Genomic DNA, 24,270 nt, shown 5'->3' with positions numbered 1-24,270 from the left:
GGTTGATCGAGAAAGTGCAAGTGACTCTCACAATTTTGTTACGGTCGTTGCGTGGCAGACGATCTGGGACTCCGGCAACGCAAGCGCCGTGCGGCGATGACCCACGTCCAGCAGGTCGGACTGGACCTGTTCGACGCCCACGGGTTCGACGCCGTCACCATCGAGCAGGTCGCCCAAGCCGCGGAGGTCTCACCGAGCTCGGTCTACCGCTACTTCGGCACGAAGGCCGGCCTGATTCTTGTGGACGCCGACCGGACGCCCGCACCCGCTGCCCGGCGCGTGCCGACCCGCGGCGACGAGCACCCGGTCGACCTCGCCCGACGCGCCGTCCGCGAGTACCTCGGCAGCCAAGCGGTGCACACGGTCAGTCGCCGACGCGTCCAGTACCTGATGGAGGTGCCAGCCGTCCAGGCAGAGTTCTCCCAGCGGATGATCGAGTGGCTACACGGGACGGCAAGCGAGGAATCCGCCGAGCGCGCCAGCGCGGCGCAATTCGAGGCACAGACCACCTGGGGCGCGATCTTCGGCACCGTGCTCGGCGCCCTCACCTACTGGTACAGCACCGACTACGCCGACCCCCTCCTGGAGCTCGTCGACGACGGGCTCGACCGGCTCCGCCGCGGACTCGGCGCCTAGCACGCCGGCCTCGGCGCCTGGGTCACCGGCGCTGCGGCAGCTCCCGACTGATCGCCAGCGGCGGGAGCCACGGCGACTCCTGGAGCTCGACCCGGCGCACGCCGCACCGGGTACAGCACACGTAGACCACAGTGCCGGTGGAAATGTCGTGACGGGACTCCACCAGCCAGTCGTGGAGCTGCTCGTCGCGGGTCGATCCGGCACCGGCCCGGTCGTGAAGAACTGTCATAGTCCTACCGTGATGTAATGGCCTTATGCATCTCAACCCTTACGGCGAGTACGCGGTCCTCCTGGCGGCCACCCTCGCCAACGACTGGCCCGCAGACCGGGCCGGGATCGTGGCCCGCACGCGCGAGTTCGGCATGACGATGGGCTTCTCCGCGGCAGCTGGGGACCACCAGCGCACCCGCGAGGTGATCGACAACTGGCTCGACGTCGTCGACGCTCCCGGGCCGCAGCAGCGTGCTGCACTGCTGAACGCACAGCTGGCGGCGGCCGCCGCCTACCCCCGGCTCACCGACCACGACGACGAGGGCTGGCACCTGCACTACCGCGACGAACGCGACTCGCTGCCCGAAGTGCTGGTATCGGTGATCAGCGTCGGCACGGCGCTGCACCTGAGTACCCGCGGGATGCACCGGCTCGGCCGATGTGCTGCCGGAGCGGCACCACGCGACCCGTGCTCCGCCGTCGTGGTGGACGTGACCCGCAACGGTCGCCAGCAGTACTGCTCGGTGCGCTGCGCCAACCGGGCGGCGGTACGGCGGCACCGCGCCCGCAGCACGCCGGCCTCCTCGAAGTCCTGACCCTGCCCCTCAGCGGTCGTGGCTGGCCCAGTAGGCCGGCAGCTCCCGCCCGAGCGCTTCCGCCGCCTGCATGGGCAACGAGTGGGTGGTGTTCGGCCGGACGATGGTCGGATCGACCCCGAGCGAGCGCGCTCGCTCGGCGGCCTTCGCACCGCCGGCCAGCGATTTGTCACTGGCGATCTCGACCCGGATCGGCATCGACATCGAGCGCCACTCGGCGTCGGTCAGGGTGCGCGGGGTCAGAGCGGCAGCGGCGTAGTGCTTCGACCCCTCGTCGATCATCACCGACATCGGCGTGCGCTCCTGGACCTCGGCTATGGTGACCCCGCCGATCTCCGCCAGTGCGCGATCCTTCCACGACTGCGGGAGCGGAAGCAGCAGCACGGAGGCCCAGAGATAGATCGACAGCGGCATGGTGTGCAGCACCATCACCGGCTCGAGCAACGTGAGCGAACGAACTCGGCCAGCGTGGTGCAGAGCATGGGTGGCAGCGATCGCACCGCCGAAGGAGTGGCCCACCACGTGCGCCTGCTCGATCCCCAGCCCAGCGAGCGCCTGCTCCAGCCAGCCCACCTGATGGTCGAAGGACTCGAATGGCACGGTGTGGGTGGACAGCCCGGCATCGCCGACCGCATCCATCGCGTAAAGGGTGCGCTCACCGAGCCAGTACCGCAGGTTCTCGGCCCACATCGGCACGCCGGAGCGGATCCCGGGAACCAGGATCACCGGCAGCGCATCGGTCTCGCCTTCCTCGCGGGGCGCCCATTCGTAGACACGCACGCTGCCGAGCTCGATGGGCACATCGCGGGTACGGGTCGGTGGCGGCATGGTGGCCATCGCTTCGTCATAGGCCGCCTTGTAGGCCTCGAAACCGACCTCGCTGCGCCAGTACCCAGCCTCTGCTGCGCGACGGCTGCGGTTCGACTGTGCCACCACACTCCCTTCGCCGATAAATACAGTCGTGTTGAAGTGGTGTAGATCGAGTCTACCCACCATTCGATACACCCGTACTTTTCACCGTTACGATGGCGAGATGACCAGCTCTGACGTCGACGAACGCCACGCCGCGATCATCGCAGCGGTGTGGCAGGTGATCGCCGAACGGGGCATGGCAGGAGTGTCGATGCGCACGGTCGCTGCCGCTGCCGGCGTCTCGGTGGGCAGGATCCAGTACCGGTTCCACACCAAGGACGAGCTGCTCCACAGCAGCCTGGCGGCGATGCTCTCCGGTGCGGCCGACCGATACGCCCGGGCGAGCGCCGATGCCGGTGACGCCGAAGCGCTCTGGCAGTTGATCGCCCATCCGATACCGCGGACCACGGCGGCCCGTGCCGGTGTGGCGATCTTCCATCAGTACGTGGCGGCCGGGATCAACCACCCCGCGTTGGCGAAGCTGCTGGCCGAGGCCAAGGACAGCGCCGAGCGGGAGGCGGCGCGGCTGATCACCCGGATCGCTGGGCACGTGCAGAATCCCCGCACGGTGGCACGGTCGCTGATCGCCGCCGCCGATGGCCTCGGGATGCGGGTGCTGACCGGCGGACTGTCCGCACGCGCGGCCGAACGAACACTGCGGGCGACGATCGAGCGTGCGCTCGGGCGCGCGGGCTAGTACCCGCTGGCGAGGCCCGGGGGCGACCCGGCTCACGCCTCCCGCTCGATGATGTCCAGGAAGGCGCGGGCAGCGGGACTGGGGTTGAAGTTGCTCCAGGCGAGATACTCGGCTCGAGTCGGCCCGTCGGTGATCGGGATACTGATCAGACCACGAGCACGCGGTGCATAGCGGGACGGCAAGAGCACCACAGCGAGGTTCTGCCGGACCAGGTCGATCATCAGGTCAGTGGCCATCACCTCGAACGCCACATCCCGAGCGATCCCCGCAGCATCGAACGCCATATCGCTCTGTGCGCGCCCCGGGGAGCCGGCGGTGAAATCGACGAACGGCTCCTGCTCCAGATCGTGCAGGCTCACCTCGCCGTGGGTAGCGAGCCCGTGCTCGCGGCTGAGGACGGCGACATGCCGGTCGGTGCCCAGGCTGCGCCAGGCCACACCGCGGGGGCGGCGGTTCTCCGGGAGCCCGAGCAGGCCGATATCGAGCTCGCCGCGGACGATCGCCGCCTCCTGGGCGTCGCTCCCGGAGACCTGCAACGCGATCCGCACCTGGGGGTGCGTCTGGCGAAACGCGCCGAGGGCGCCGGGCACATCCACGGCGGTGACGGTCGGGATGATTCCCACCCGCAGCTGTCCGCGCACCAGACCGGTCGCTGCCGCCGCATCGACGGCGGCCCGCTCGGCGGCCTCGAGGCTCGCCCGAGCCGCGGGCAGGAAGGCCTCCCCCGCCGCGGTGAGCTCGACCCTCCGGCTGGTGCGGGCGAACAGCACGAGGCCGAGCTCCTGCTCCAGCGACTTGACCTGGTGGCTGAGCGCCGACTGCACCACGAAGCACCGGGCTGCCGCTCGGGTGAAGCTGGCCTCCTCCGCGACGGCCAAGACGTACCTCAGCTGCTGCAGCTCCATCAATCAATCATGATTCACGATAGATAAGATGACAAGCATGTGTTGGACTCATTGATCCTTGAGGCCGCACGATGGTCCGGTGACGACGACAACAACAGCAGCCGCACCGATCGGCGCCGGCACCCGGGCCGGCCTGACCGCGCGGACCGCTCTGGCGCCGATGGTGTGGGGCACCACCTACATCGTGACCACCGAGCTGCTACCGGCCGGCCACCCCCTGTTCGCGGCCCTCCTGCGCGCACTTCCCGCGGGAATTCTGGCCCTGCTGATCTCCCGCAGGCTGCCCCATGGCGACTGGTGGTGGAAGATCGCGGTGCTGGGCACCCTCAATTTCGGGATCTTCCTGCCGCTGCTCTTCATCACTGCGGAGCGCCTACCGGGCGGAGTGGCCGCGACGCTGGGCGCCAGCCAGCCGATCATCGTCGCCCTCCTGGTGGTGGTGATCCTGCATGAACGGTTTTCCCGCTGGCGAGTCGGGTGGGGGGTCGTCGGTGTTGCCGGTGTGGGGATGGTGGTCCTCGGACCCGGGGCAGGGATCGATGTGATCGGCGTGCTCGCCGGCGTGGGCGGGGCCCTCTCGATGGGCCTGGGAGTGGTCCTGATCAAGCGGTGGGGGCGCCCCGTGGGGGTAGGTGCCATCACCCTGGCCGGCTGGCAGCTCACCGCGGGCGGCCTTGTGCTGCTGCTGCCGACCCTGCTGTTCGAGGGCATCCCGGAACACGTAGACGGTCCGGCAGTGGCGGGCTATCTGTGGCTCGGGCTGATCGGCGGGCTGGTCACCTACTCCCTGTGGTTCGCCGGAATCCGGCGGCTTCCGGTGACGGCGACGGCGCTGCTCGGCCTGCTCTCGCCGTTGGTTGCGGCCGTGCTCGGCGTCCTCCTCCTCGGCGAGCTGCTCACTCCGGTGCAGATCTGCGGATTCGCACTGGCGCTGGCAGCGATGGTCGCCGGCCAGCTCACCCCACGCAGAAAGAAGGACCTGCTCACATCATGAAGATCTCCGTGTTCGGCGCCACCGGGATGGCCGGGAGCGCCATCGTCAGCGAAGCTCTGGTGCGGGGCCACGAGCTCACCGCCATCTCCCGTACGGCCAGGGCGACGGCGCAGGAGGAGCGGGTCAGGCAGCTCCCGTTGGACCTCGCGAGAGCGGGCGAGCTCGACCCGGCCTTCGCCGAGTGCGACGCCGCTGTACTCACCGTGCGGTTCCCGGTCGACGAGCACCATCGCCTCGCGCCGGCGACCACCCGCGTACTCGATGCCGCCGCCCGGACCGGCACCAGGATCCTGGTGGTCGGCGGGTCGGCGCCGTTGCGTTCGCCCACCGACCCGGATCGGCTCGTGATCGACGACCCGGCACATGTCCCACCGCAGTGGCGGTCTATCGCCCAAGCCAGCCTGGACCAGTTCCACGCCTGCCGGCGGCACGCTGACGCCGACTGGGTCTACCTGAGCCCGCCGGCAGTCCTAGAGCCCGGGGCACGGACCGGCTCCTACCGCCGTGGCACCTCCCAGCTCCTGACCCGTGCCGACGGCACGTCGCGGATCAGCGCCGCCGACCTCGCCATTGCTGTGCTCGACGAGTTCGAGAGCCCAGGGATGGACCGGCACTTCACCGTGGTGCACGCGGGCTGAGCGACGCCGCGGGCACTGCATAGCCCTGCCCCGGTGCGTGGTTACGCTGATCCGGACCATCACCGGAAGGACTCACACCGATGGACCTACTGCTGCTGTCCAACTCCACGGCACCCGGGCGCGGCTACCTGGAGCATGCTCGGGATGCGCTCGCCGAGATTCTGGAGCCGATCACCGAGCTCGTCTTCGTCCCCTACGCACTCGCCGACCACGATGGCTACACCGCCCAGGTGGCCCGCGCACTCGAACCGTTCGGTGTGCGGGTCACCGGCGCACACACCGGTCCGCCGGCGGACCTGGTGCGCCAGGCCGAGGCGATCTTCATCGGCGGCGGAAACACGTTTCGCCTGGTGGCCCGGCTGCACACGGAAGGGCTGATCGACAAAGTTCGCTCCGCCGTCGAGAGTGGTATGCCCTACATCGGCTCCTCGGCCGGAACCAACGTGGCGACGCCCTCGCTGAAGACGACGAACGACATGCCGATCGTGGAGCCGGACTCGTTCGCGGCACTGGGCCTGGTGCCGTTCCAGATCAACCCGCACTACCTGGACCCGGATCCCGACTCCACCCACCAGGGAGAGACCCGCGAACTACGACTGCTGCAATACCTGGAGGAGAACCCAGGACCGGTGCTGGGGTTGCGCGAAGGAACCTGGCTGCGCCGGAAGGGGCATATCCTCACCCTCGCAGGCGAACCCGCCGGGGCTCGGCTGTTCGACCGCGGCAGCGAACCGGTCGACCTCGCCACCGGCGCGGACCTGAGCCACCTGCTCACCTGTTCCCCACGCTGAAGGAGTCTCATGCTCAAGCACGTCCTGACCATTCTCGACCTGCTCGACGACCCGGCTGCGAGCGGCACATCGGTCGTCGCCGCGCTCACCGACGCTGCCGGCGGCCGCGCCGGTGAGGTCGAGGTGACCAGCCAGACCGTGACCGGGCCCAAGGGCAGCACCGACTTCGTCACCGTGAAGATCCCGGGATCAGCCGGGAAGACGGGTGGCGGTTCGGCACGCACCCTGGGGGTGATCGGCCGGCTCGGCGGGATCGGCGCACGGCCGGAACGCATCGGCTACGTCTCCGACGGCGACGGCGCCACAGCGGCCCTCTCGCTGGCGGCCAAGGCGTTGGAGATGTTCAGCCGCGGCGACCAGCTCCCCGGAGACCTGGTGATCGGCACACATGTCTGCCCGGACGCACCGACGCGCCCGCACGATCCAGTGCCGTTCATGGACTCACCGGTGGACATGTCCACGATGAACGCCCATGAGGTGCTGCCGGAGATGGATGCGATCGTCTCCATCGACACGACCAAGGGCAACCGGGTGATCAACCACCGGGGTATCGCCATCTCCCCCACGGTGCAGCAGGGCTACATTCTGCCGGTCAGCCCCGATCTGGTGTCGGTCTACGAGACGGTCTGCGGTATCCCCGCCCAGGTGTTTCCACTGGCCACCCAGGACATCACGCCGTACGCCAACGGGCTGTACCACATCAACTCGATCCTGCAGCCAGCAACCGCTGCCGAGGTGCCGGTGGTGGGGCTGGCCCTGACCACCGAGACCACTGTGGCCGGGTCCGCGCCCGGAGCGAGCCACGAGACCGATATCGCGCTGGCTGCGCGGTTCTGCCTCGAGGTGGCGAAGGAGCTGGGCGCCGGCAGCCTGCAGTTCCGCGACGGTGACGAGTTCGCCCGGCTGGAAGAGCTGTACGGTCCCGCGACCCACTTGCAGCGGGTGTCGCGCTAGACCCCAAGCGTTCCACCAGAACGGCGTCCGCTCGATCCGAGCGGGCGCCGTTCTCGTGTCGTCCGCTTGACAGGATGCAGATATAGGGAAATAGTTCTCAGACATCGCAACGAAGGGTGCCCATGACTGCTCGACCTGGAGAACTGCTCACTGTGAGCCGCGCTCTGCGGGTCCTGCGCGCCTTCACCGAGGATCGCCCCACTCGGGGCGTGACCGAGCTGGCGGACGAGCTAGGGCTGGACAAGTCTCAGGTGCAACGGATGCTGGCCACCTTGGCCGGCCAGGGTTTCACCGTGGTGGACCCGGCGACCCGCAGGTACACCCTCGGCCCTACGCTGGTCCAGCTCGGCCGGCAGGCCGAGGGCAGCCCCGGGCTGCGGCACCAGCTCGAGCCCATTCTGGAGGAGCTCGCCGCCGCTGCCGGAGAGTCGGTGGTGGTCTGCGTTCCGGACGGGTTCCGGTACCGGACGATCGCCGCCTGCGACGGACCGGGCATGCTGCGCTACGCCACCGCCCTGGGCCGGTCCTATCCCGGCCACCTCGGGTCCACCGGGCACGCCATCTTTGCCTTCCACCCCACCGCATCCGCACCGGATCTGCTCGGTGCCGACGGCCACAAGCCTGACCCCGATGCGGTTGCCGAGCTGACCCGCCGCCACGAGCAGGTCCGGCAGCACGGCTATGCCATCAGCGAGGGCGAGTTCGATGCCCGGGTGATGGCGATCTCCGCACCGGTTCTGCTCGACGGTGCCATTTTCGGCTCCGTGAGCGTCCTCGGGCCACCGGCGTACATGACGCCGCAGACGGAGGAGATCGTCGGTGCCGTGCTGCACAGCGCGGACCAGCTCGGACGGGCACTGCGCCCAGTCACCGCCTGACCCCACACGCACGAAACGAGACTTCGTCATGTCGCACGACGCTGCGTCCACGAGCACTGAACCACTCCGCCACCCGAGCGCCTTCGCTCCGCGGACCTTGATCGTCACGGTCCTGCTCTCCGTGCTCGGTGCTTTTATCGGCCTCCACCTGGTCACCACCCTGGGCATCTCCGCGAACACCTCGGTGATCGGCGCGCTGGTCGCGATGGTCATCGGCCGAGCCGGTATCTGGGGTCTGCACAGGTTCCGCGATATCAACCGGCAGAATCTCGCCCAGACCGCGATCTCTTCGGCCACCTTCGGTGCGGCCAACGCACTCCTCACGCCGATCGCCATCGGCTGGGCGTTCGGCCGGCCGGACCTGATCTGGCCGTTGCTGCTCGGTGCCGGTGCCGGTCTGGCCGTCGACTCCTGGGTGCTGTTCCAGACGTTCGGGTCCCGGTTCCTGCCGGCGACCGCTGCCTGGCCCCCCGGTATCGCCGCGGCAGAGACGATCAAGGCCGGTGACGAAGGTGGCCGGCGCGCCAAGATCCTCGTCGGCGGCGGTGTGGTCGGCGCAGCGCTCTCCTGGTTCGGCCTGAGCGGCTCGGCCGCCGGCGTCGCTCTGATCGGCAACATCGTCGCGCTGCTGATGTTCGGTGTCGGGCTGATGGTCAACCAGTACGCACCGATCATCCCTGGCCTGGAGAACATCTCCCTCTCCGATGAGTACATCCCACACGGGGTGATGATCGGCGCCGGAGTCGTCGCGCTGATCCAGGCAATCTTGATCCTCACCAACCGGCAGAAGAAGAAGGCCGCCGACGCCAAGACAGATGCCGAGCGGCACGGAATGGCACGTCCGGCCGCCGCCGAGGTGGACGAGAGCATCGACCCCGCCTTCTACCACTCGCGCACCGCCACCGAGCTCGGCCGCGGCCTCGGCTCCGGTGTGGTGCTGTTCCTGCTGGTCGCGGTCGCGCTGGCGCTCCTCTCCGGAATCATCGCCGATCTGAGCATCCCTGCGTTGATCGGCTGGGTCGTCTTCGCCGCCGTCGCCGCGTTCGTGCACGAGATCATCGTGGGGCTGGCAGCGATGCACTCCGGCTGGTTCCCGGCCTTCGCGGTGACGCTGATCTTCCTGGTCCTCGGCTTGGTGCTCGGTCTGCCGGAGGTGCCACTGGTGGTGCTGGTCGGCTACTGCGCCGCCACCGGACCTGCCTTCGCCGATCTGGGCTACGACTTCAAGGCGGGCTGGATGCTGCGCCGGATCCACTCCCGGCACCCCGAGTACACCCGGTACGAGATGTCTGGCCGCAAGCAGCAGTACTACTCGGCGATCATCGGGTTCGTCGTCGCGCTGGTGATGGTCGCCCTGCTGTGGCGCTCCTACTTCGAAGCCGGCTCCCTGCCTCCGGTGTCCGTGGTCTTCGCCGACACGATCAGTGCCGGTCTGACCAACCCACAGGCTGTGCAGAACCTGGTGATCTGGGCCATCCCCGGGGCGCTCATCCAGGCACTCGGCGGCTCGACCCGGCAGATGGGCATCATGCTCGCCACCGGTCTGCTGATCTCCTCGCCCTATGCCTGTTGGCTGGTGTTCGCCGCACTGCTGGTCCGGGTGATCATCCGCCGTACCAAGGGCCGTAAGGCGGAGGACGACCTCAACCTGTTCGGTGCCGGACTGATCGCCGGTGATGCCCTGGCCTCACTCGGCCGCATCATCCGCTGACCGGCCCGCACCCAGTCCCCCACTACCGAAAGGACAGACCCATGGAGGTCACCAACCGGATCGAGTCGCGGGGCGAGTACCTCGCGTTCGAGGCATTCGTCGGCGCCCGCAAGCTGATCGAGGAGATCATGTGCGTGCAGGAGGGCGAGGACGTCCTCATCACCACCGACACCTCCTCGGACATGCGCGTGGCCGAGCTGCTCGGCGGCGCGGCCATGGCGGTGGGCGCTCATCCGGTGATCGTTCGGTACGAGACCCGTTGGCAGTCCGCCATCGAACCGCCGGCCCCGGTCGCCGGCGCCGCTCTCGGCGCCGATGTCTGGATCGAGCTCCAGCTCGGCTACATCATGCACTCGGACGCGTTCCGCGCAGCGATGGACCGCGGGACGCGGTACACCTGCCTGACCGGGCTGGACGTGCAGATGCTCGTGGACACGGTCGCCAAGGTGGACTACCAAGGGGTGCGCGAGCTCGGGGACAAGCTGGTGGACCTGATGAGCGCCGGCGAGGAGATCCGGATCACGTCCGCCAATGGGATGGACATCACCGGCCGCACCGGCGACCGCCCGATCCATGTGCGCGGCATCCCGGCAGACAAGCCCGGAATGTCGGTGATGCTCGCCGGGCAGATCTCCTGGAACCCGATCGAGGAGACGCAGAACGGCACTATCGTCTTTGACGGCGCCGCCTGGCCCCCGGACGAGAACGGCCTGATCACGAACCCGATCACGCTGACCGTGGAGAACGGTGTGGTCACCGACGTGGCCGGCACCGGCCGGGACGCCGACGTCTACCGCTCCTGGCTCGCCGCACAAGACGATCCGAACATGTACCGGGTCGCGCACTGGTCCCTGGGTTACAACCCGGGCGTCACCAAGTCCACCGGGCGGATCGTCGAGGACGAACGCGTCTTCGGCTGCGTGGAGTTCGGTATCGGCACTAAGGGAGCCTGGATCGGCGGCGAATCCTGGGTTGCCCCCGCACACTCGGACGGATCCAACGTGGCCCCGTCGATCTATGTGGACGGTGTGGCTTTGGAGGAGAGCGGCAGGTACGTCCACCCCGAGCTCGTCGAGATCTGCCGCCGCCTCGGAGTGGACGGCTACTGATCATGCAGACCCACAGCCACCGCATCGACGGACATGACGTCCATGAGCACACCCTCACCGTGCCGCTGGACCACACGGGCGCGTCCCCGGGGAGCATCGAGATCTTCGCCCGGGAGGTCGTCCGGGACGGCGGCGCGGACCGCCCGCGCCTGGTGTGGTTCCAGGGCGGGCCGGGCAACCGCGCGAACCGGCCCACATCGATCGGTGGCTGGCTGGACCGTGGCCTGCAGGAGTACCGGGTGGTGCTGCTGGACCAGCGCGGCACCGGCCGGTCCACTCCGGCGGACCGGCAGACGCTGGCCGGGATGACCGGGGCCGCCCAGGCCGCCTACCTGAGCCACTTCCGTGCCGACTCGATCGTGGCCGACGCCGAGGCGCTGCGCCTTGCCCTTGGCGACGATCCGTGGACCGTGCTCGGCCAGTCCTACGGCGGATTCATCGCCACCGCGTACCTGTCCAGCGCCCCGCACGGGCTGCGGGAGGTGCTGATCACCGCCGGCCTCCCAGCCCTGACCGGCCCGGCGGACGAGGTGTACCGGCTGACGTTCGCACAGACCGCCCGCCGCAACGCCGCGTTCTTCGCCCGCTACCCGCACGATGCGACAACGGTGGCCGAGGTCGTGGCGCACCTGCGCTCGGGCGAGGAGCTGCTGCCGACCGGTGAAGCACTGTCCGTGCCCCGCCTCCTGCAGATCGGCCTCACGCTCGGTTCCTCCACCGGGTTCGAGGCCCTGCACTACCTGCTCGAGGACCCGTTCGTCACCGTCGGCGGTGAACGCCGGCTGCGGGAGCGGTTCCTGCGGGAGGTGGGCGGCGTCGTCTCCTTCGCGGGCAACCCGCTGTATGCCGTGATGCACGAGACGATCTATGCCCAGGGCGACGCCTCCCACGGGGCGACCGCCTGGGCAGCACACCGGGTCCGACGCTCGCTCCCCGAGTTCGACCCCGGCCTGGACCGGCCGCTACTGACCGGGGAGCACATCTTCCCGTGGCAGCTCGAGGAGGATCCCGCTCTGGCGCCGCTGGCCGAGGTTGCGGACCTGCTCGCCCAGCGCGAGGACTTCCCGGCGCTGTACGACCTCGACGCACTGGCGGCGAACGAGGTGCCGGTAGCGGCAGCGATCTACTCCGACGACATGTTCGTCCCCCGCGAGGCCTCGGTGGCAACAGCCGAGGCGATTCGCGGGCTGCGGCCGCTGGTGACCAACGAGTATCAGCACGACGGCATCCGCGCCGACGGGTACCGGCTGCTGGACCGGCTACTCACCCTGCTGCACCGCTGAGGACGGGAGCGATCCATGAAGCTAGCCGTGATCACGATCGGGCAGTCGCCCCGCTCTGACCTCACGCCTGAGCTGGCGGGCATCCTCCCCGCCGGCACCGAGCTGATCGAGCACGGCGGGCTGGACGGCCTGGATGCCGCACAGATCGCCGCGCTCGCGCCCCGGACTGGGGAGCATGCGTTCACCTCGCGGCTGCGTGACGGCAGTTCGGCCATATTCGGCCACGACCAGTCGATCCCCCTGGTCGAACAGGCTATTGCCCGCGGGGAAGCGGACGGCGCCGACCTGAGCCTGCTCGTGTGCTCCGGGGAGTTCCCCGACGTTCGTCACGAACGGCCGCTGTTCCTGGTGGAGCGTCTCGCGCACGACGGCGTTCGAGGCTTGCTCAGTGGCCTCGCCCGAGGTGGTGGTCGTCTGGGTGTGCTGAGCCCGCTCCCGGAGCAGGTAGCCGATGCCTACGGCCACTGGCAGCAGTCGATCGGTGTGCGGCCGGCAGCGGTCGGCGCAGCCAGCCCGTACACGGACTCCGCCGAGGCAATCGCCACGGCCGCCGCAGAGGTCGCGACGGTCAGCGACCTGGTGGTACTCGACTGCATCGGCTACGACGAGGCGATGCGCGAGGCCGCCGTGGCTGCCTGTGCTGACGTCCCCGTGGTCACCGTGCGCTCGGTGGCCGGACGGTTGCTCGCCTCGATGCTCTGACGGCGACAGCGCCGCCGGTGCCCACTCTGCGCCCCTGGCTTCGCCATCCCCGAGCTGACTCCGCCATCCGCGAGGCCAGGCTCTTCTCAGCCGCCTGGATCGTCGGCCGTCCGCGGCGGAGTCGAGATTCGCTGCAGCATCCGCCCGAGCTCGTCGCGCTCGCCCTCGGTCAGTTCGGACGTCGCGCGCTGCTCCGCGGCACGCACACGCGGTCGCAGGTCGCGGGTCATCTCTCGGCCACGCTCGGAAACGTGCACCAGCACGCGGCGACGGTCCCCAGAATCGGCGTTCCGATAGACCAGGGCCCGACTCACCAACCGATCGACGATGCGCGTCAGCGTGGCACCGTTGGTCCCGGTCGCACCTGCCAGTGCCGTCATCGTGCACGGCCCGACGTCGTCGAGGTAGTCGAGCACAGTCCACTGGTCGACGGAGAGCTCCTCGGTAGCGAGTGTGGCGGCGACATCTCGATGGACACGAGCCGTCACCAGGGTCAGCAGGCGGACGTCGAGACCGCCACGCGGCGGTGACTGAACCGGCCCACTCACTGATGCCCCAACCATCCGGGTCCTTCCCAACTGGCGACCAATGTTCTACGTTGGTCACATCCCTTTCAGATGAAAATACTATCTGATGCACCCGTGGTGGTGAACATGCACATGCACTCGGCGGGTCGGGGCCACCGGAGCGCTGTCGGGGCAGACGCGATCCGAATCGGCCTCGCCATCCCGCTCCAAGGGCCCGGCGGTATCTTCGGCCCGTCGTGTGAGGCGGTTGCCGAGCTCTATCGGCGGCAGGCGGACGCCTCCGGCGTGCTCGGTCGCCCCGTCGAGTTCGAGGTGATCGACGCGGGTCAGCGGCCGGAGAAGGTCGCCCGTACCGTCCGGAGCCTGGTCGATGCCGGCCATATCGACGCCCTGACGGGGTGGCACATCTCGTCAGTCCGGGAGGCTGTCGCACCCATCACCCAGGGACGCATCCCGTATGTGTACACCTCGTTGTACGAGGGTGGCGAGAATCGCCCGGGCGTCTTCTGCGTCGGCGAGACCCCGGGAGACCAGATCGCACCTGCTCTCGCCTGGCTCCGGGACGAAGCGAACGTGCGTCGCTGGCACATCGTCGGCTCGGACTACGTCTGGCCCAGGCGCTCGGCACAAGCCGCCTGCGGCTATGCCGAGGCGCTCGGCCTGGACGTACTGAGCACCACTCTCACCCACTTTGACTCTGAGCACTTCGCGACCGTGTTGGACGGGATCGAGCGCGGACCGCGCGCCGACGGTGTGCTGATGTTCCTGGTCGGTCAGGACGCGGTCCGCTTCAACCGACAGTTCGCCGCACGCGGCCTCGATGACGGGCTCGTTCGACTGACACCGCTGATGGAGGAGAACATGCTGCTCGCCTCCGGTCCTGCAGCGACCCGCGACCTGTACGTGGCAGCCGGCTACTTCCGCTCTCTGCCCACCGGCAACTCGCTCGACTTCGTCGGCGATTACGCCGCCGCCTTCGGACCCGATGCACCGCCGCTGAACAACCAGGGCGAGTCCTGCTACGAAGGACTCCAGCTCCTCACCGCCCTCTTCGCCACAGCCCAGGACACCTCTATCGAGGCGATCCTGCGCGTGTCGGAAGGGCTGGGGTATGACGGGCCACGTGGCTCTATGGAGCTACGGTCAGGCCACCTCCGGCAATCGGTCTACCTCGCCCGGGCAGATGTCACGGACTTCGAGGTCGTCACCTCGCTGCCACGAGGCATCTCCGCCTGATCCGCGCCGCGTTCCAGCGCCCGACCCGCACAGCGTGCCAGCGAGACCTCTGCCCGACCCGCCCAGCACCGCAGCGGCGCTACCTTGACATTTGCTTTCATTTGGAAATATTGTCATTGAAACCAATGGAGGTATCTCGTGCCGACCTACTCCTACACCTGCCCACGTTGCGGAGATTTCGAGCTGCTGCGCACCATCGCCCGCCGCACGGACCCGGCACACTGTCCAGACTGCGATTGCCTCGGGGCCCGCGCACTCAGCTCACCACACCTGAGCCGACTCTCCCCCTCCCTCGATCGCGCAGCGACACAGGCTGGCCTCAGCAGCGAAACGCCACAAGTCACCCGACATATCCCCGCCATGGCGCAGCCAACCTCTGCCACTACGCAGCGACCAGGCTTTCCGGCCCTACCGAGACCGTGATCCATGTCCGCCGTCGGCCTCATCTACGTGGGCACTGTCCTCATCGTCAACGGCCTCCTGCTCCTCGGCTGGTTGACACCCAGGGAAGCAGGCCCGCTCAACCTGTTCGTCGGTGCGCTGCAGGTGCTGACCCCCACCTACCTGATCTTCGTCGCCGGTGGTGACCTGAACGCGATCTTCGCCGCCTCGGGGATCTACCTGTTCGGCTTCACCTACCTGTGGGTCGGGATCAACGCCGTCAAGGACTACAGCAACCGCGGCTTCGGCTGGTTCGCGCTGCTGGTCGCGCTGTGCACCCTCGTCTATGCAGCAGAGAGCTTCCTCCGTGCCCAGGACGCCGCCTTCGGCGTGATCTGGCTGCTCTGGGGCATCCTCTGGTTCCTGTTCTTCCTCGTCCTCGGCCTCGAACGGCAGCACCTCGCCCCCGCGACCGGTGTCTACACCGTCGTCATCGGGGTGATCACGACTGTGGCTGCCCTGATGACCTTGCTCGACGGATGGAGTGGTAGCTGGACCGTGGCGATCGTGATCGCCGTGGTCGGCGTGCTCGCCCTCGCGGTATCCGCACCCGCTGCACGTCCACTGACCGCACCAGTCAAGGAGGTGGTCGATTGATTCGGCGCTCTGCTACCGCTAGCCCGGCCACCGGGTGAGTTTCCTCCCCTGCAGACAGATTGGTGATTAGCCATGCCCGAAGTGATCTTCAGCGTCGATCAGTCCAAGTCCATGACCGACCAGGCCGTACCGGGGCACAACCGCTGGCATCCGGACATCCCGCCGGCGGCGACGGTCAAGCCGGGATCGACCTTCCGCATCGAGTGCAAGGAGTGGACGAACGGCCAGATCGGCAACAACGATTCGGCCAACGACGTCCGTGACGTCAACCTCGACTTCAACCACATGCTCTCCGGTCCGTTCGCGATCGAAGGCGCGGAGCCGGGCGACCTGCTCGTCGTCGATATCGTCGACATCGGCCCCGTTCCCCAGACGCAGGGCGACAACTGCGGCGAAGGCTGGGGCTACTCGGGAATCTTCGCGAAGGTGAACGGCGGCGGGTTTCTGACCGACTACTACCCGGACGCGTACAAGGCCATCTGGGACTTCACCGGCCAAGAATGCTCCTCCCGGCACATTCCCGGCGTGCGCTACACCGGGATCCAGCACCCCGGCCTGGCCGGAACCGCACCATCACCGGAACTTCTGGCGCAGTGGAACCGCCGGGAACAGACTCTGATCGACACCCAACCGGACCGGGTGCCGCCGCTGGCGATCCCGCCGACGGTGCCGGGCACTCTCGCCGGGACCGCGAGCGCAGAGATCGCTGAGCAGGTCGCCCGGGACGGCGCCCGGACCGTTCCGCCACGGGAGCACGGCGGAAACATGGACATCATGAACTTCACCCGAGGAAGTCGGGTCTTCTACCCGGTGTACGTCAACGGGGCGAACTTCTCCATCGGCGACCTGCACTTCAGCCAGGGTGACGGGGAGATCAACTTCTGTGGCGCCATCGAGATGGGCGGCTTCGTCGACCTCCACGTCGAGCTGATCAAGGGTGGGATGGATACCTACGGGGTCACCCACAACCCGATCTTCATGCCCAGCCGGGTCGAGCCGGTGTACTCCGAGTGGTTGACCTTCACCGGCATCTCGGTAGACCACCGCGACGACACGAACCTGTACATGGACGCGACCGAGGCCTACCGCAACGCCTGCCTGAACGCGATCACCTACCTGGAGAAGTGGGGCTACACCGGCGAGCAGGCGTATCTGATCCTCGGCACCTCGCCCATCCAGGGCCGGCTCAGCAGCGTGGTCGACATCCCGAACGCCTGCTGCACGGTGTTCCTCCCGACGGAGATCTTCGACTTCGAGATCCGCCCGGGCGGCGACGGGCCGGTCAAGAAGGACCGCGGCCAGGTGGCTGTCACCTCCTGACCTGCTGCGCCAGAAACGCCGCCGGTCCGAGCGATCGTCCGGACCGGCGGCGTCGGCGCGCTGCAGACAGACCTCAGCCCCTGCCCTCACCGCCTGATCACCGGTCCACCGCCCTCGCCTCGAACAGTCGCTGACCGGCAGGGCTGCGCTCGGCCTGGAGCAGCCCCTGCTGCTCGTCGTAGCGCAGGGGGCGCACACTCACCCTGGCCCATTGGGCAACTTCACCGATCCGCGGCATCATGTCCGCGTCAACAAGCCCGATGGCGGTCGGCGTAGCGGCCGTGAGGCGGAGCTGCGCTACTCACCGTGCTCGCTCTCACGCCCCTGTCACAGCGGCCTGCGGGTAGAGCCGTTCGATCGTCTCGCCCAGTCGCGCTGACGCTCGAGGGCCAGGCCCCGCATCCGCAAGACAAGGGAGCGGATGCGAAGCCGCTAATGATCGCTGGTGGAGGCGCGTACGTGAGCGCGCTGTCCTTGCCGTCCGACGAGGCTGAGGTATTCGACTGGCCCGGCGCTGGTGGCTCCGAACCAGTGCGGCGTTCGTGTGTCGAACTCGGCTGCCTCTCCCGCCTGCAGGAGCACGTCCTGGTCGCCGAGAACGAGCCGCAGTGTGCCATTCAGCACATAGGCCCAGTCGAAGCCTTCGTGAGAATGCAGGTCGGGGGCCGTGTCATCACTGCCTGTGGGGAGAACGAACTTGTACGCCTGGATGCCGCCGGGCCGGCGAGTCAGCGGAATGATGATCGACCCGTCGGTGCACGACAGAGGACGCAGGTCGATACGAGGGTTGGCGGTGCGGGGTGCATCGACCAAGGAGTCGAGGGTGACCCCGTAGTAGCGAGCCAGAGGCAGCAGCTGCTCTAATGTCGGGCGGCGCAGCCCCGCCTCCAAACGAGACAGGGTGCTCGCGGAGATGCCAGTCTCCTCAGCGAGCGTGGTCAGCGTGACGTCGCGGCGCAGCCGTAGGTGCTTCAAGCGTGGGCCGACGGTGTCCAGAGTTTGGCCTGCGGGTTCGTCCATACCTACGAGTTTGCCATTCGGCAAAGATAATTGCCATGCCCGCCGCGGTGAGTGATTCTGAAGCAGACATCACGAGTACGTAGGAGGACAGCGCAGTGGGCACAGCACACGACGGCCACCAACACGGCGATCACGGTGGTCACGGCCGTCCCGAAGATGCGACGGTGACGCTGGAGGGGGTCGCGAACTTGTTCGAGGGCTCCAACGATGTGGACACGTCGGCGCCGGTCATCGACGATCCCCGGCGTAGGCGTGCGATCCTCCTGGCCGTTTGCATCGCTCTGATGGCCGTCGTCGCCTCCGTCTCTGGGCTCAATGTCGCCCAGCCGCAGCTTGCGACGACGTTCGACGCCTCCCAGGGGCAGGTGCTGTGGATCATCAACACCTACACCCTCACCCTGGCGGCCCTCCTGCTGCCCATGGGAGCGATCGGCGATCGACTGGGTCGCAAGCCTGTTCTGATCGCCGGGCTCGCGGTGTTCGGGCTCGCGAACATCGCTGCCCCCGTAGCCCCGGTCATGGAAGTCATGCTCGCCGCGCGCCTGCTCAGCGGTATTGGTGCGGCGATGATCATGCCCGTCACGCTGTCTGTGATCACGTCCTCCTTCCCCGGCAAGGAGCGCTCCCGAGCGATCGGGATGTGGGCCGCGGTGGCGGGAGGCGGCGGAATCCTGGGCATGTACCTTTCCGCACTACTGGTCGATATCGCGTCGTGGCGGTGGCTGTTCGCCCTGCCCATCGTGCTCACCGTCGCAGCACTGCTGATCGGTGCCCGCGCAGTCCCGAACTCCCGCGAGAAAACGCCAGGCCGGTTCGACAGGCTCGGAGCGCTTACCTCGATCAGCGCCACTGTCGGATTCACCTTCGCCCTCCACGAAGCACCATCCCTCGGTTGGGCCGACCCTCGCGTGTTCATCACGCTCACCGTTGCCGTGCTCGCCACCGTCGTGTTCATCCTGTGGGAGCTGCGCACCCCGTTCCCACTGCTGGACATCCGACACTTCCGCACCCGCGGCCTGTCCTCCGGCACCACACTGCTGCTGGTCTTGTTCGGTGTGCAAGGTGGCGTGTCCCTGGTGCTCTACCCGTTCTTCCAAGTGCTTCTCGGCTGGAGCGGACTGCTCGCCACCGTTGGAATGATGCCGATGGCGCTGCTGATGATGCTCGCCTCCGGACTCGCACCCCGCCTCGCCGCACGCATCGGCGCACGCGCCGGCATGGTCACCGGGCTCACCATCGCCGCCGCAGGGCTCGCGCTCATGGCCGGTCTCGTCTCGGCCGATGGCGGATACCTCAGCGTCCTTCCGGGTCTCACGGCCATGGGTCTCGGCGCCGGCTTGGCGATGACACCCTCGACCGAGGCCATCACTTCCTCGCTTCCGCGCGAACAGCAGGGCATCGCCTCCGCGCTGAACGACCTCACCCGAGAGCTCGGAGCCGCCCTGGGAATCGCACTTCTGGGCGGGCTGCTCGTAGCGGAATACCAGAGCGCGATCGCCGGTCGCCTAACTGGCGTGCCCGCGGACCTCGCATCCGCTGCCAGTGAAGGCATCGCCAACGCCGCCGCCGTCAGTCAGAACGCCGGAGTCCACGCCGAACAGATACTCACTGCCGCGAACGAGGCATTCATCGCCGGCTGGCAGCAGGCCATGTGGGTTGGCGTCGCCGTCATGACTGCCCTCGTATTCTTCGTCCTCTTCCGCGGACCGAAGAACACCACCACGACTACCGAGCCCGTCGACGACCCCGAGGACGCAGTTCACGATCCGTCCGGTGCTCTCACCGTCTAGCGCGATAGCTGACCTCGCTACGAACGAAAGGAATTCTTCTCATGACAATCGCAGCTTCGGCTCCTGTGCAGGTCGAGATCCGGTCCGACCCCCAGTGCGTGTGGTGCTTTATCGCCCACCCGAGATTCGAGAAAGCCGTCGCCGCGTTCGAAGGCATGGTCGAGGTCACCTACCGCTCCTTCGAGCTTCGCCCCGATGCGCAGGTCGAGATCGACAAAGAACAGCAGATCGCGCAGCACGCCGGAGCGAACCTTGATCGCGTCACGGCGGTCAACGCGCAGCTCACCGAACTCGCCCGTGCTGAAGGAATCAGCTACCGTCCTGACCTGACCCGACCGACGAACTCGCGCCTCGCCCTCGAACTCCTCCACCATGCAAACGAGACCGGGTACCGGGCTGCGCTGACCCACAGGCTCTCCACCGCGTACTTCACCGAAGGTCGCCACATCGGAGATATCGACGAACTCCCCGACCTTGCCCACGAAGTCGGCCTCAACCGCGAGAAGGCACGGGAGGCGCTCACAGACCGCCGCTACCGGGACGCGGTAGACCAGGACAGCGACCGACTCCGCGCACTCGGGGCGCGCGGCGTACCGCTCTACGTCATCGATGGTCAATGGGGAATCTCAGGAGCGCAATCAGTCCAGACCTACCTCAACGCTCTGAAGAAAGCGGTGGATGCGTGAGCAACGGCGAGCTCGTTTTCCTCATCTCCGAGCCGGTGAGCCCCGACGTAGATACCCCCGAGCCCGCCTGCGCCGGCGGCACCTGCGAACTTCCCTCGATCCCTCCTAGTGGTGGTGGCCCGACCGTCACATCAAAGGATCACCGCACCAGCCCTCACCCAGAGAGTGATTCCAAGAGAAGCGAGTTGAGCAGGTAGCGGTCGCCCTCCCAACGGTCATCACCCGAATGATGACCGTGGCCTCGCTCCAGCGCTCACCTTGTGGCCACCGCGACCACGCCACGGTCATCGACGCCACCACCGGCGAGATCCTCACCGAACACACCCTCGACCCCGCCCGCACCTACCAAGTGAAAAACGGCTGAGCCCCCACAACCGGGGGTTCAGCCGTTCACGAGGTCGCGACACATCACATGAGTGGAGCTAGGGGGAGCCGTCGTCGCTCGTCCCTCGCTCCTCCTCCCGAATCCACAGTTCCCGAGAGAGATGCCTCAGGCCCGACCGAAAAACGTGGTCGGGCCTGACGCATCTGGTGGAGCTAGGGGGATTCGAACCCCCGACCTTCTCGTTGCGAACGAGACGCGCTACCAACTGCGCCATAGCCCCAGAACCGTGCATCAGGATAACACCTCGCCACCCTGCCACCGGCACCGCACGGGGTGGTCCTGATCACCGGAACCACCCGCCGTCACCGGTCTGAGAAAGTCCCCTACTCCCCCACTGCGCGGCGGCGCTCGAGCACTGCCTGCAGGTTCACGGACGGCGCAACCGTCGGGCCTGCGGGCGCTTCCGCGGAAGCGTTCGGTGCCGCCTCGACACTGACAGAAGGCGAGGCGTCGGCGGAAACCTGAGCTGCGCCGTCGTCCTCCGCCGAAGCGACGGACTGAGCTGCGATGGCCTCCGGGGCCAACGGCTCCACCTCACGCCGCGGAGCGGCCGCCTTCATCGTGTACACGGGGGCGGGCACCGGCACCGGGGTCCAGCCCTCACCCTCGGGCAGATCGAGCACCGCTGTGGTCTCGGCGTCCTCCTCCAGCAGCTTGGTGGGGTCGACGTCGATACGCAGGCTGGACTTCGACTGCGGCACCTCCACCTCACGGGCGGCCTTCGTGGCAGCCACCCGAGTGGCGCGAGCGTGGTCGGCGCTGCGGGCCCGCTCGATCTCCTCGGCCAGCCTGGCGTCGGCGATCTTCGCCTGGGCGGCGGCGCGGCGGCCGAGCACCAGCACGGTCAGAAACAGCACACTGGGCACGATCGCCAGGGCAATCGGCGCGGAGGCGATAGCGAACAGCACCCAGGCCGCGGCAGTGGCGGCGAGGAGCAGGAGGGTGAGCACGAGCCGCCGAGCCGCGGCGGCTGCCCGCCGGCTGGCTGCTGCTGCCCGCGTGGCGCGTGCCGCAGCGGCGCGGCGCGCATCGGCGGCTGCGAGCCGCTGGGTGGCGGGCGAGTGCATGGTGTCCTCCGTGGTTTCGGTCCGCGGCCGGTGGAGATATCCGCGACTGGTCTCCGGTTGTGGCGTGGTGCTCGTCCCAGCCGTCGCCAGTACTCGTAGGTCCTCGGAGAACCTGTCAGCTACCCGAGAATCGACGACCACCTGACGCGACCGGATTGCGGCCGGTAGCAGGTAACCGAGGGTGAGCACCCCGATCGCCAGCGCGACCCATCCGGCGAACTCCACAGTCCTGACCGTAGAGCCGAACGGGGGTGGAATCGCTGATCCCCTGCGGCGTGTCGGGGCTGGGACGCTACACCGGTTCGGCAGTGCGCCCGCTCAGGCGATACCCGGGAGCACGACCAGGCACGGGAAGTAACGAGTGAATGGATTCACGCGGGCTTGCGGGCGGGCGTCAGTGGGCGGCGAGCCAGCGCTCGAGCATGCTCCCGTCGAGCTCCTCGGCGGTGAGGGCGAAGCTGCGGTGATCGGTCCACCGGCCCTGGATGTGCAGGAACGCCTGGCGCACGCCCTCGTCACGGAAGCCGAGCTTGGTCACCACCCGCAGGCTCGCCGAGTTCTCCGGCCGGATGTTGATCTCCACCCGGTGCAGACCGAGCTCGGAGAAGCAGTAGTCGGTGAGCATCGCCACCGCCGTCGGGATGATGCCCAGCCCGGCCACGTGCTCGGAGATCCAGTACCCGACCGAGGCGGACTGCAGCGAGCCGCGGGTCACCGACGCGATCGTCACCTGGCCCACCAGCTCCCCGCGGTACTCCACGGCGAACGCGTAGCCGGTGTCCTGGCGGGCGGCCCGATTCAGCTGGCGGACGTACCCGCTGAACGTGGCCCGCTGCGGGTTGCCGTCCGGTGCGGTAGCCTCCCAGGGCAGCAGCCAGGCCACATTGCGGCGGCGCAGCCGCTGCCAGGCGTCCCGGTCCCGGCGCTGCAGGGGCCGCAGCCGGATCGCCCCGCTGCGCAGGTCCATCAGCTCTCGAGCACCAGGCAGGCGAAGGTGTCCCCGGCAGCCACCTCGGTGATGTTCTCCGGCACCACGGCGAGCGCGTTCGCTCGCGACATCGCATTCAGAGACGGTCGCTCCGGTGGTCCCAGCGGGCTGGCCCGGTACCCGGCGTCGGGGCTGCCGGTCAAAGTCACCGGGACGAACTGACGGCGTTCGTCGGCCGAGGTCCAGCCCCTCGCCACCGCGGCAGTCACGGTGGGCCGGTACAGCTCACTGTGCCCGGCCATGGCGAGCAGAGCGGGACGGACGAAAACCTCGAAGGCGATCTGCGCCGTCGCCGGATCCCCCGGGAGGCAGACGATCGGGGTGCCCTCACCGATCGTGCCGATCCCGAACTGGCGGCCGGGATGGATGGCGACGTTGTCGAACCGCACCTCACCGAGCAGGGCGAGCACCTCTTTGACGGTGTCGTGGGCGCCGTCGCTGAGTCCGCCGGTGGTCAGGATCAGGTCCGCCCGCACCAGCTGGTCCTCGAGGGTCTCGCGCAGCACGCCGTGGTCATCGCCCACCGGTGCGGCGCGGAACGGGCGGCCACCGACGTCCTGCACCCCGGTGGCGAGGGCATGCCCGTTCGCGTCATAGACCCCACCGGAGCCACTCGGCAGCCCGGGCGAACGCAGCTCGTCCCCGACCGGCAGCACCACCACCCGAGGGCGCGGATGCACGGCCACCCGGGCCCGGCCCAGGGCACCGAGCAAGGCGATCTGCCGGTCCCCCACCCGGCGGCCGGACGCCAGGGCAAGCTCACCGGAGCGCAGGTCCTCCCCGGTGCGGCGGATCCCGGCGCCGGCCGGTGCGTCCGCGTAGACGGTCACCGAGGCCGCACCCTCATCGGTGCCGGTGATCGGGACCACCGCGTCGGCCTCGGCGGGCAGATGGGCGCCGGAGGCCACCCGGACTCCGCTGTGCGCGACCAGGCGTTCGGTGTGGGTGGCGCCGGCGAGCAGGTCGCCCAGCACGCGCACCGTGACCGGGCTGCTCGCGGAGGCGCCGTCGACGTCCCGGGAGCGCACGGCGTAGCCGTCATAGGCCGCCAGGTCCGTCGGCGGGAGGTCGCCACCGGCCGAGACGTCCTCGGCGAGGATGCACCCGGAGGCATCGGTGAGCATCACGTCCAGCGGCGGCAACGGGCCAAGCAGCTCGAGGACAGCCTTCAGGTGCGCGGAGACGCTCTTGGCCACC

General features: G+C 68.4%; 28 protein-coding genes and 1 tRNA gene. 19 read left to right on the top strand and 10 right to left on the bottom strand.

What is annotated here, in order from left to right:
• Positions 1 to 51: 51 nt before the first annotated feature.
• Positions 52 to 636, top strand: a complete 585-nt coding sequence (locus tag FU260_RS23510) for a TetR family transcriptional regulator (protein ID WP_168211666.1) — start codon at positions 52 to 54, stop codon at positions 634 to 636.
• A 22-nt stretch (positions 637 to 658) separates the two neighbouring features.
• Here FU260_RS23510 and FU260_RS05635 read toward each other — a convergent pair whose 3' ends face one another.
• The gene (locus tag FU260_RS05635; RefSeq protein ID WP_147916167.1) at positions 659 to 865 is read right to left on the bottom strand and encodes a hypothetical protein; all 207 of its coding nucleotides are present in this window, start codon (positions 863 to 865) and stop codon (positions 659 to 661) included.
• A 25-nt stretch (positions 866 to 890) separates the two neighbouring features.
• Between FU260_RS05635 and FU260_RS05630 the strand changes: the two genes are divergently transcribed.
• Positions 891 to 1,442, top strand: a complete 552-nt coding sequence (locus FU260_RS05630) for a CGNR zinc finger domain-containing protein (protein WP_147916166.1) — start codon at positions 891 to 893, stop codon at positions 1,440 to 1,442.
• Between the two features lie 9 nt (positions 1,443 to 1,451).
• Here the strand turns inward: FU260_RS05630 and FU260_RS05625 are convergent, their stop codons facing one another.
• Positions 1,452 to 2,438, bottom strand: coding sequence for an alpha/beta fold hydrolase (locus FU260_RS05625; RefSeq protein WP_147919341.1), 987 nt, complete (start codon positions 2,436 to 2,438; stop codon positions 1,452 to 1,454).
• A gap of 37 nt (positions 2,439 to 2,475) precedes the next feature.
• On the opposite strand from FU260_RS05625, the gene FU260_RS05620 reads away from it, so the two are divergent.
• Positions 2,476 to 3,051, top strand: a complete 576-nt coding sequence (locus FU260_RS05620; RefSeq protein WP_147916165.1) for a TetR/AcrR family transcriptional regulator — start codon at positions 2,476 to 2,478, stop codon at positions 3,049 to 3,051.
• A gap of 32 nt (positions 3,052 to 3,083) precedes the next feature.
• On the opposite strand, the gene FU260_RS05615 is transcribed toward FU260_RS05620, so the two are convergent.
• On the bottom strand, positions 3,084 to 3,956 hold the full coding sequence (locus FU260_RS05615) for a LysR family transcriptional regulator (RefSeq protein WP_147916164.1): 873 nt from the start codon (positions 3,954 to 3,956) through the stop codon (positions 3,084 to 3,086).
• A gap of 79 nt (positions 3,957 to 4,035) precedes the next feature.
• Here FU260_RS05615 and FU260_RS05610 point away from each other — a divergent pair, with 79 nt between their 5' ends.
• The 9 genes from FU260_RS05610 to FU260_RS05570 all read left to right on the top strand — a co-directional run bounded on the left by FU260_RS05610 (position 4,036) and on the right by FU260_RS05570 (position 13,016).
• Entirely contained in the window at positions 4,036 to 4,950 is a 915-nt protein-coding gene (locus FU260_RS05610; protein WP_328593022.1) for an EamA family transporter, read from the top strand.
• On the top strand, positions 4,947 to 5,588 hold the full coding sequence (locus FU260_RS05605; RefSeq protein WP_147916163.1) for an NAD(P)-dependent oxidoreductase: 642 nt from the start codon (positions 4,947 to 4,949) through the stop codon (positions 5,586 to 5,588). Before FU260_RS05610 ends, FU260_RS05605 begins: the two co-directional genes overlap by 4 nt.
• Before the next feature lie 80 nt (positions 5,589 to 5,668).
• Complete coding sequence (gene pepE / locus FU260_RS05600; protein WP_147916162.1) at positions 5,669 to 6,379, top strand: dipeptidase PepE; 711 nt, start codon at positions 5,669 to 5,671, stop codon at positions 6,377 to 6,379.
• A gap of 9 nt (positions 6,380 to 6,388) precedes the next feature.
• Positions 6,389 to 7,333 (top strand): DUF1177 domain-containing protein, encoded by a 945-nt coding sequence (locus tag FU260_RS05595; protein WP_147916161.1) that lies wholly within the window; start codon positions 6,389 to 6,391, stop codon positions 7,331 to 7,333.
• A 122-nt stretch (positions 7,334 to 7,455) separates the two neighbouring features.
• Positions 7,456 to 8,211 (top strand): IclR family transcriptional regulator, encoded by a 756-nt coding sequence (locus FU260_RS05590; protein ID WP_147916160.1) that lies wholly within the window; start codon positions 7,456 to 7,458, stop codon positions 8,209 to 8,211.
• A 28-nt stretch (positions 8,212 to 8,239) separates the two neighbouring features.
• Complete coding sequence (locus FU260_RS05585; protein WP_147916159.1) at positions 8,240 to 9,922, top strand: OPT/YSL family transporter; 1,683 nt, start codon at positions 8,240 to 8,242, stop codon at positions 9,920 to 9,922.
• Between the two features lie 41 nt (positions 9,923 to 9,963).
• Positions 9,964 to 11,031 (top strand): 2,5-dihydroxypyridine 5,6-dioxygenase NicX family protein, encoded by a 1,068-nt coding sequence (locus tag FU260_RS05580; RefSeq protein ID WP_147916158.1) that lies wholly within the window; start codon positions 9,964 to 9,966, stop codon positions 11,029 to 11,031.
• Positions 11,032 to 11,033: 2 nt separating this feature from the next.
• A complete protein-coding gene (locus FU260_RS05575; protein WP_147916157.1) occupies positions 11,034 to 12,314 on the top strand; it encodes an alpha/beta fold hydrolase in 1,281 nt (426 codons plus the stop codon).
• A 15-nt stretch (positions 12,315 to 12,329) separates the two neighbouring features.
• A complete protein-coding gene (locus FU260_RS05570) occupies positions 12,330 to 13,016 on the top strand; it encodes an AroM family protein (protein WP_147916156.1) in 687 nt (228 codons plus the stop codon).
• A gap of 86 nt (positions 13,017 to 13,102) precedes the next feature.
• Here FU260_RS05570 and FU260_RS05565 read toward each other — a convergent pair whose 3' ends face one another.
• On the bottom strand, positions 13,103 to 13,504 hold the full coding sequence (locus FU260_RS05565) for a MarR family winged helix-turn-helix transcriptional regulator (protein WP_168211665.1): 402 nt from the start codon (positions 13,502 to 13,504) through the stop codon (positions 13,103 to 13,105).
• A gap of 165 nt (positions 13,505 to 13,669) precedes the next feature.
• Here FU260_RS05565 and FU260_RS05560 point away from each other — a divergent pair, with 165 nt between their 5' ends.
• The 4 genes from FU260_RS05560 to fmdA all read left to right on the top strand — a co-directional run bounded on the left by FU260_RS05560 (position 13,670) and on the right by fmdA (position 17,137).
• Positions 13,670 to 14,779 carry a substrate-binding domain-containing protein gene (locus tag FU260_RS05560; RefSeq protein ID WP_235912438.1) on the top strand — a complete coding sequence of 370 codons (1,110 nt, stop codon included), beginning with the start codon at positions 13,670 to 13,672 and terminating at the stop codon, positions 14,777 to 14,779.
• A gap of 138 nt (positions 14,780 to 14,917) precedes the next feature.
• Complete coding sequence (locus tag FU260_RS24570; RefSeq protein ID WP_147916154.1) at positions 14,918 to 15,202, top strand: zinc ribbon domain-containing protein; 285 nt, start codon at positions 14,918 to 14,920, stop codon at positions 15,200 to 15,202.
• Between the two features lie 3 nt (positions 15,203 to 15,205).
• Positions 15,206 to 15,817: an AmiS/UreI family transporter gene (locus tag FU260_RS05550; protein ID WP_147916153.1), complete on the top strand. Its 612-nt coding sequence runs from the start codon at positions 15,206 to 15,208 to the stop codon at positions 15,815 to 15,817.
• 72 nt (positions 15,818 to 15,889) lie between these two features.
• Positions 15,890 to 17,137, top strand: coding sequence for a formamidase (gene fmdA / locus FU260_RS05545; RefSeq protein WP_147916152.1), 1,248 nt, complete (start codon positions 15,890 to 15,892; stop codon positions 17,135 to 17,137).
• A 97-nt stretch (positions 17,138 to 17,234) separates the two neighbouring features.
• Here fmdA and FU260_RS05540 read toward each other — a convergent pair whose 3' ends face one another.
• Complete coding sequence (locus FU260_RS05540) at positions 17,235 to 17,375, bottom strand: MerR family DNA-binding transcriptional regulator (protein WP_147919338.1); 141 nt, start codon at positions 17,373 to 17,375, stop codon at positions 17,235 to 17,237.
• Between the two features lie 194 nt (positions 17,376 to 17,569).
• On the bottom strand, positions 17,570 to 18,157 hold the full coding sequence (locus tag FU260_RS05535; RefSeq protein WP_147916151.1) for a helix-turn-helix domain-containing protein: 588 nt from the start codon (positions 18,155 to 18,157) through the stop codon (positions 17,570 to 17,572).
• 164 nt (positions 18,158 to 18,321) lie between these two features.
• Here FU260_RS05535 and FU260_RS05530 point away from each other — a divergent pair, with 164 nt between their 5' ends.
• The 3 genes from FU260_RS05530 to FU260_RS23505 all read left to right on the top strand — a co-directional run bounded on the left by FU260_RS05530 (position 18,322) and on the right by FU260_RS23505 (position 20,997).
• The gene (locus FU260_RS05530) at positions 18,322 to 19,947 is read left to right on the top strand and encodes an MFS transporter (protein ID WP_210418206.1); all 1,626 of its coding nucleotides are present in this window, start codon (positions 18,322 to 18,324) and stop codon (positions 19,945 to 19,947) included.
• Between the two features lie 41 nt (positions 19,948 to 19,988).
• Positions 19,989 to 20,633, top strand: coding sequence for a DsbA family oxidoreductase (locus tag FU260_RS05525; protein ID WP_147916150.1), 645 nt, complete (start codon positions 19,989 to 19,991; stop codon positions 20,631 to 20,633).
• A gap of 226 nt (positions 20,634 to 20,859) precedes the next feature.
• Complete coding sequence (locus tag FU260_RS23505) at positions 20,860 to 20,997, top strand: hypothetical protein (RefSeq protein ID WP_168211664.1); 138 nt, start codon at positions 20,860 to 20,862, stop codon at positions 20,995 to 20,997.
• 165 nt (positions 20,998 to 21,162) lie between these two features.
• On the opposite strand, the gene FU260_RS05520 is transcribed toward FU260_RS23505, so the two are convergent.
• The 4 genes from FU260_RS05520 to FU260_RS05505 all read right to left on the bottom strand — a co-directional run bounded on the left by FU260_RS05520 (position 21,163) and on the right by FU260_RS05505 (position 24,269).
• A tRNA-Ala gene (locus FU260_RS05520) sits at positions 21,163 to 21,238 on the bottom strand.
• A 103-nt stretch (positions 21,239 to 21,341) separates the two neighbouring features.
• Complete coding sequence (locus FU260_RS05515; RefSeq protein ID WP_147916149.1) at positions 21,342 to 22,085, bottom strand: hypothetical protein; 744 nt, start codon at positions 22,083 to 22,085, stop codon at positions 21,342 to 21,344.
• A 394-nt stretch (positions 22,086 to 22,479) separates the two neighbouring features.
• Complete coding sequence (locus FU260_RS05510; protein ID WP_147916148.1) at positions 22,480 to 23,052, bottom strand: GNAT family N-acetyltransferase; 573 nt, start codon at positions 23,050 to 23,052, stop codon at positions 22,480 to 22,482.
• Positions 23,052 to 24,269: a molybdopterin molybdotransferase MoeA gene (locus FU260_RS05505; protein ID WP_147916147.1), complete on the bottom strand. Its 1,218-nt coding sequence runs from the start codon at positions 24,267 to 24,269 to the stop codon at positions 23,052 to 23,054. The genes FU260_RS05510 and FU260_RS05505 overlap by 1 nt, the downstream gene beginning before the upstream one ends.
• Position 24,270: the final 1 nt, after the last annotated feature.

The sequence above is a fragment of the Ruania zhangjianzhongii genome (assembly GCF_008000995.1).
GTDB lineage: Bacteria > Actinomycetota > Actinomycetes > Actinomycetales > Beutenbergiaceae > Ruania > Ruania zhangjianzhongii.
This window is presented reverse-complemented; position numbering and strand designations above follow the sequence as displayed.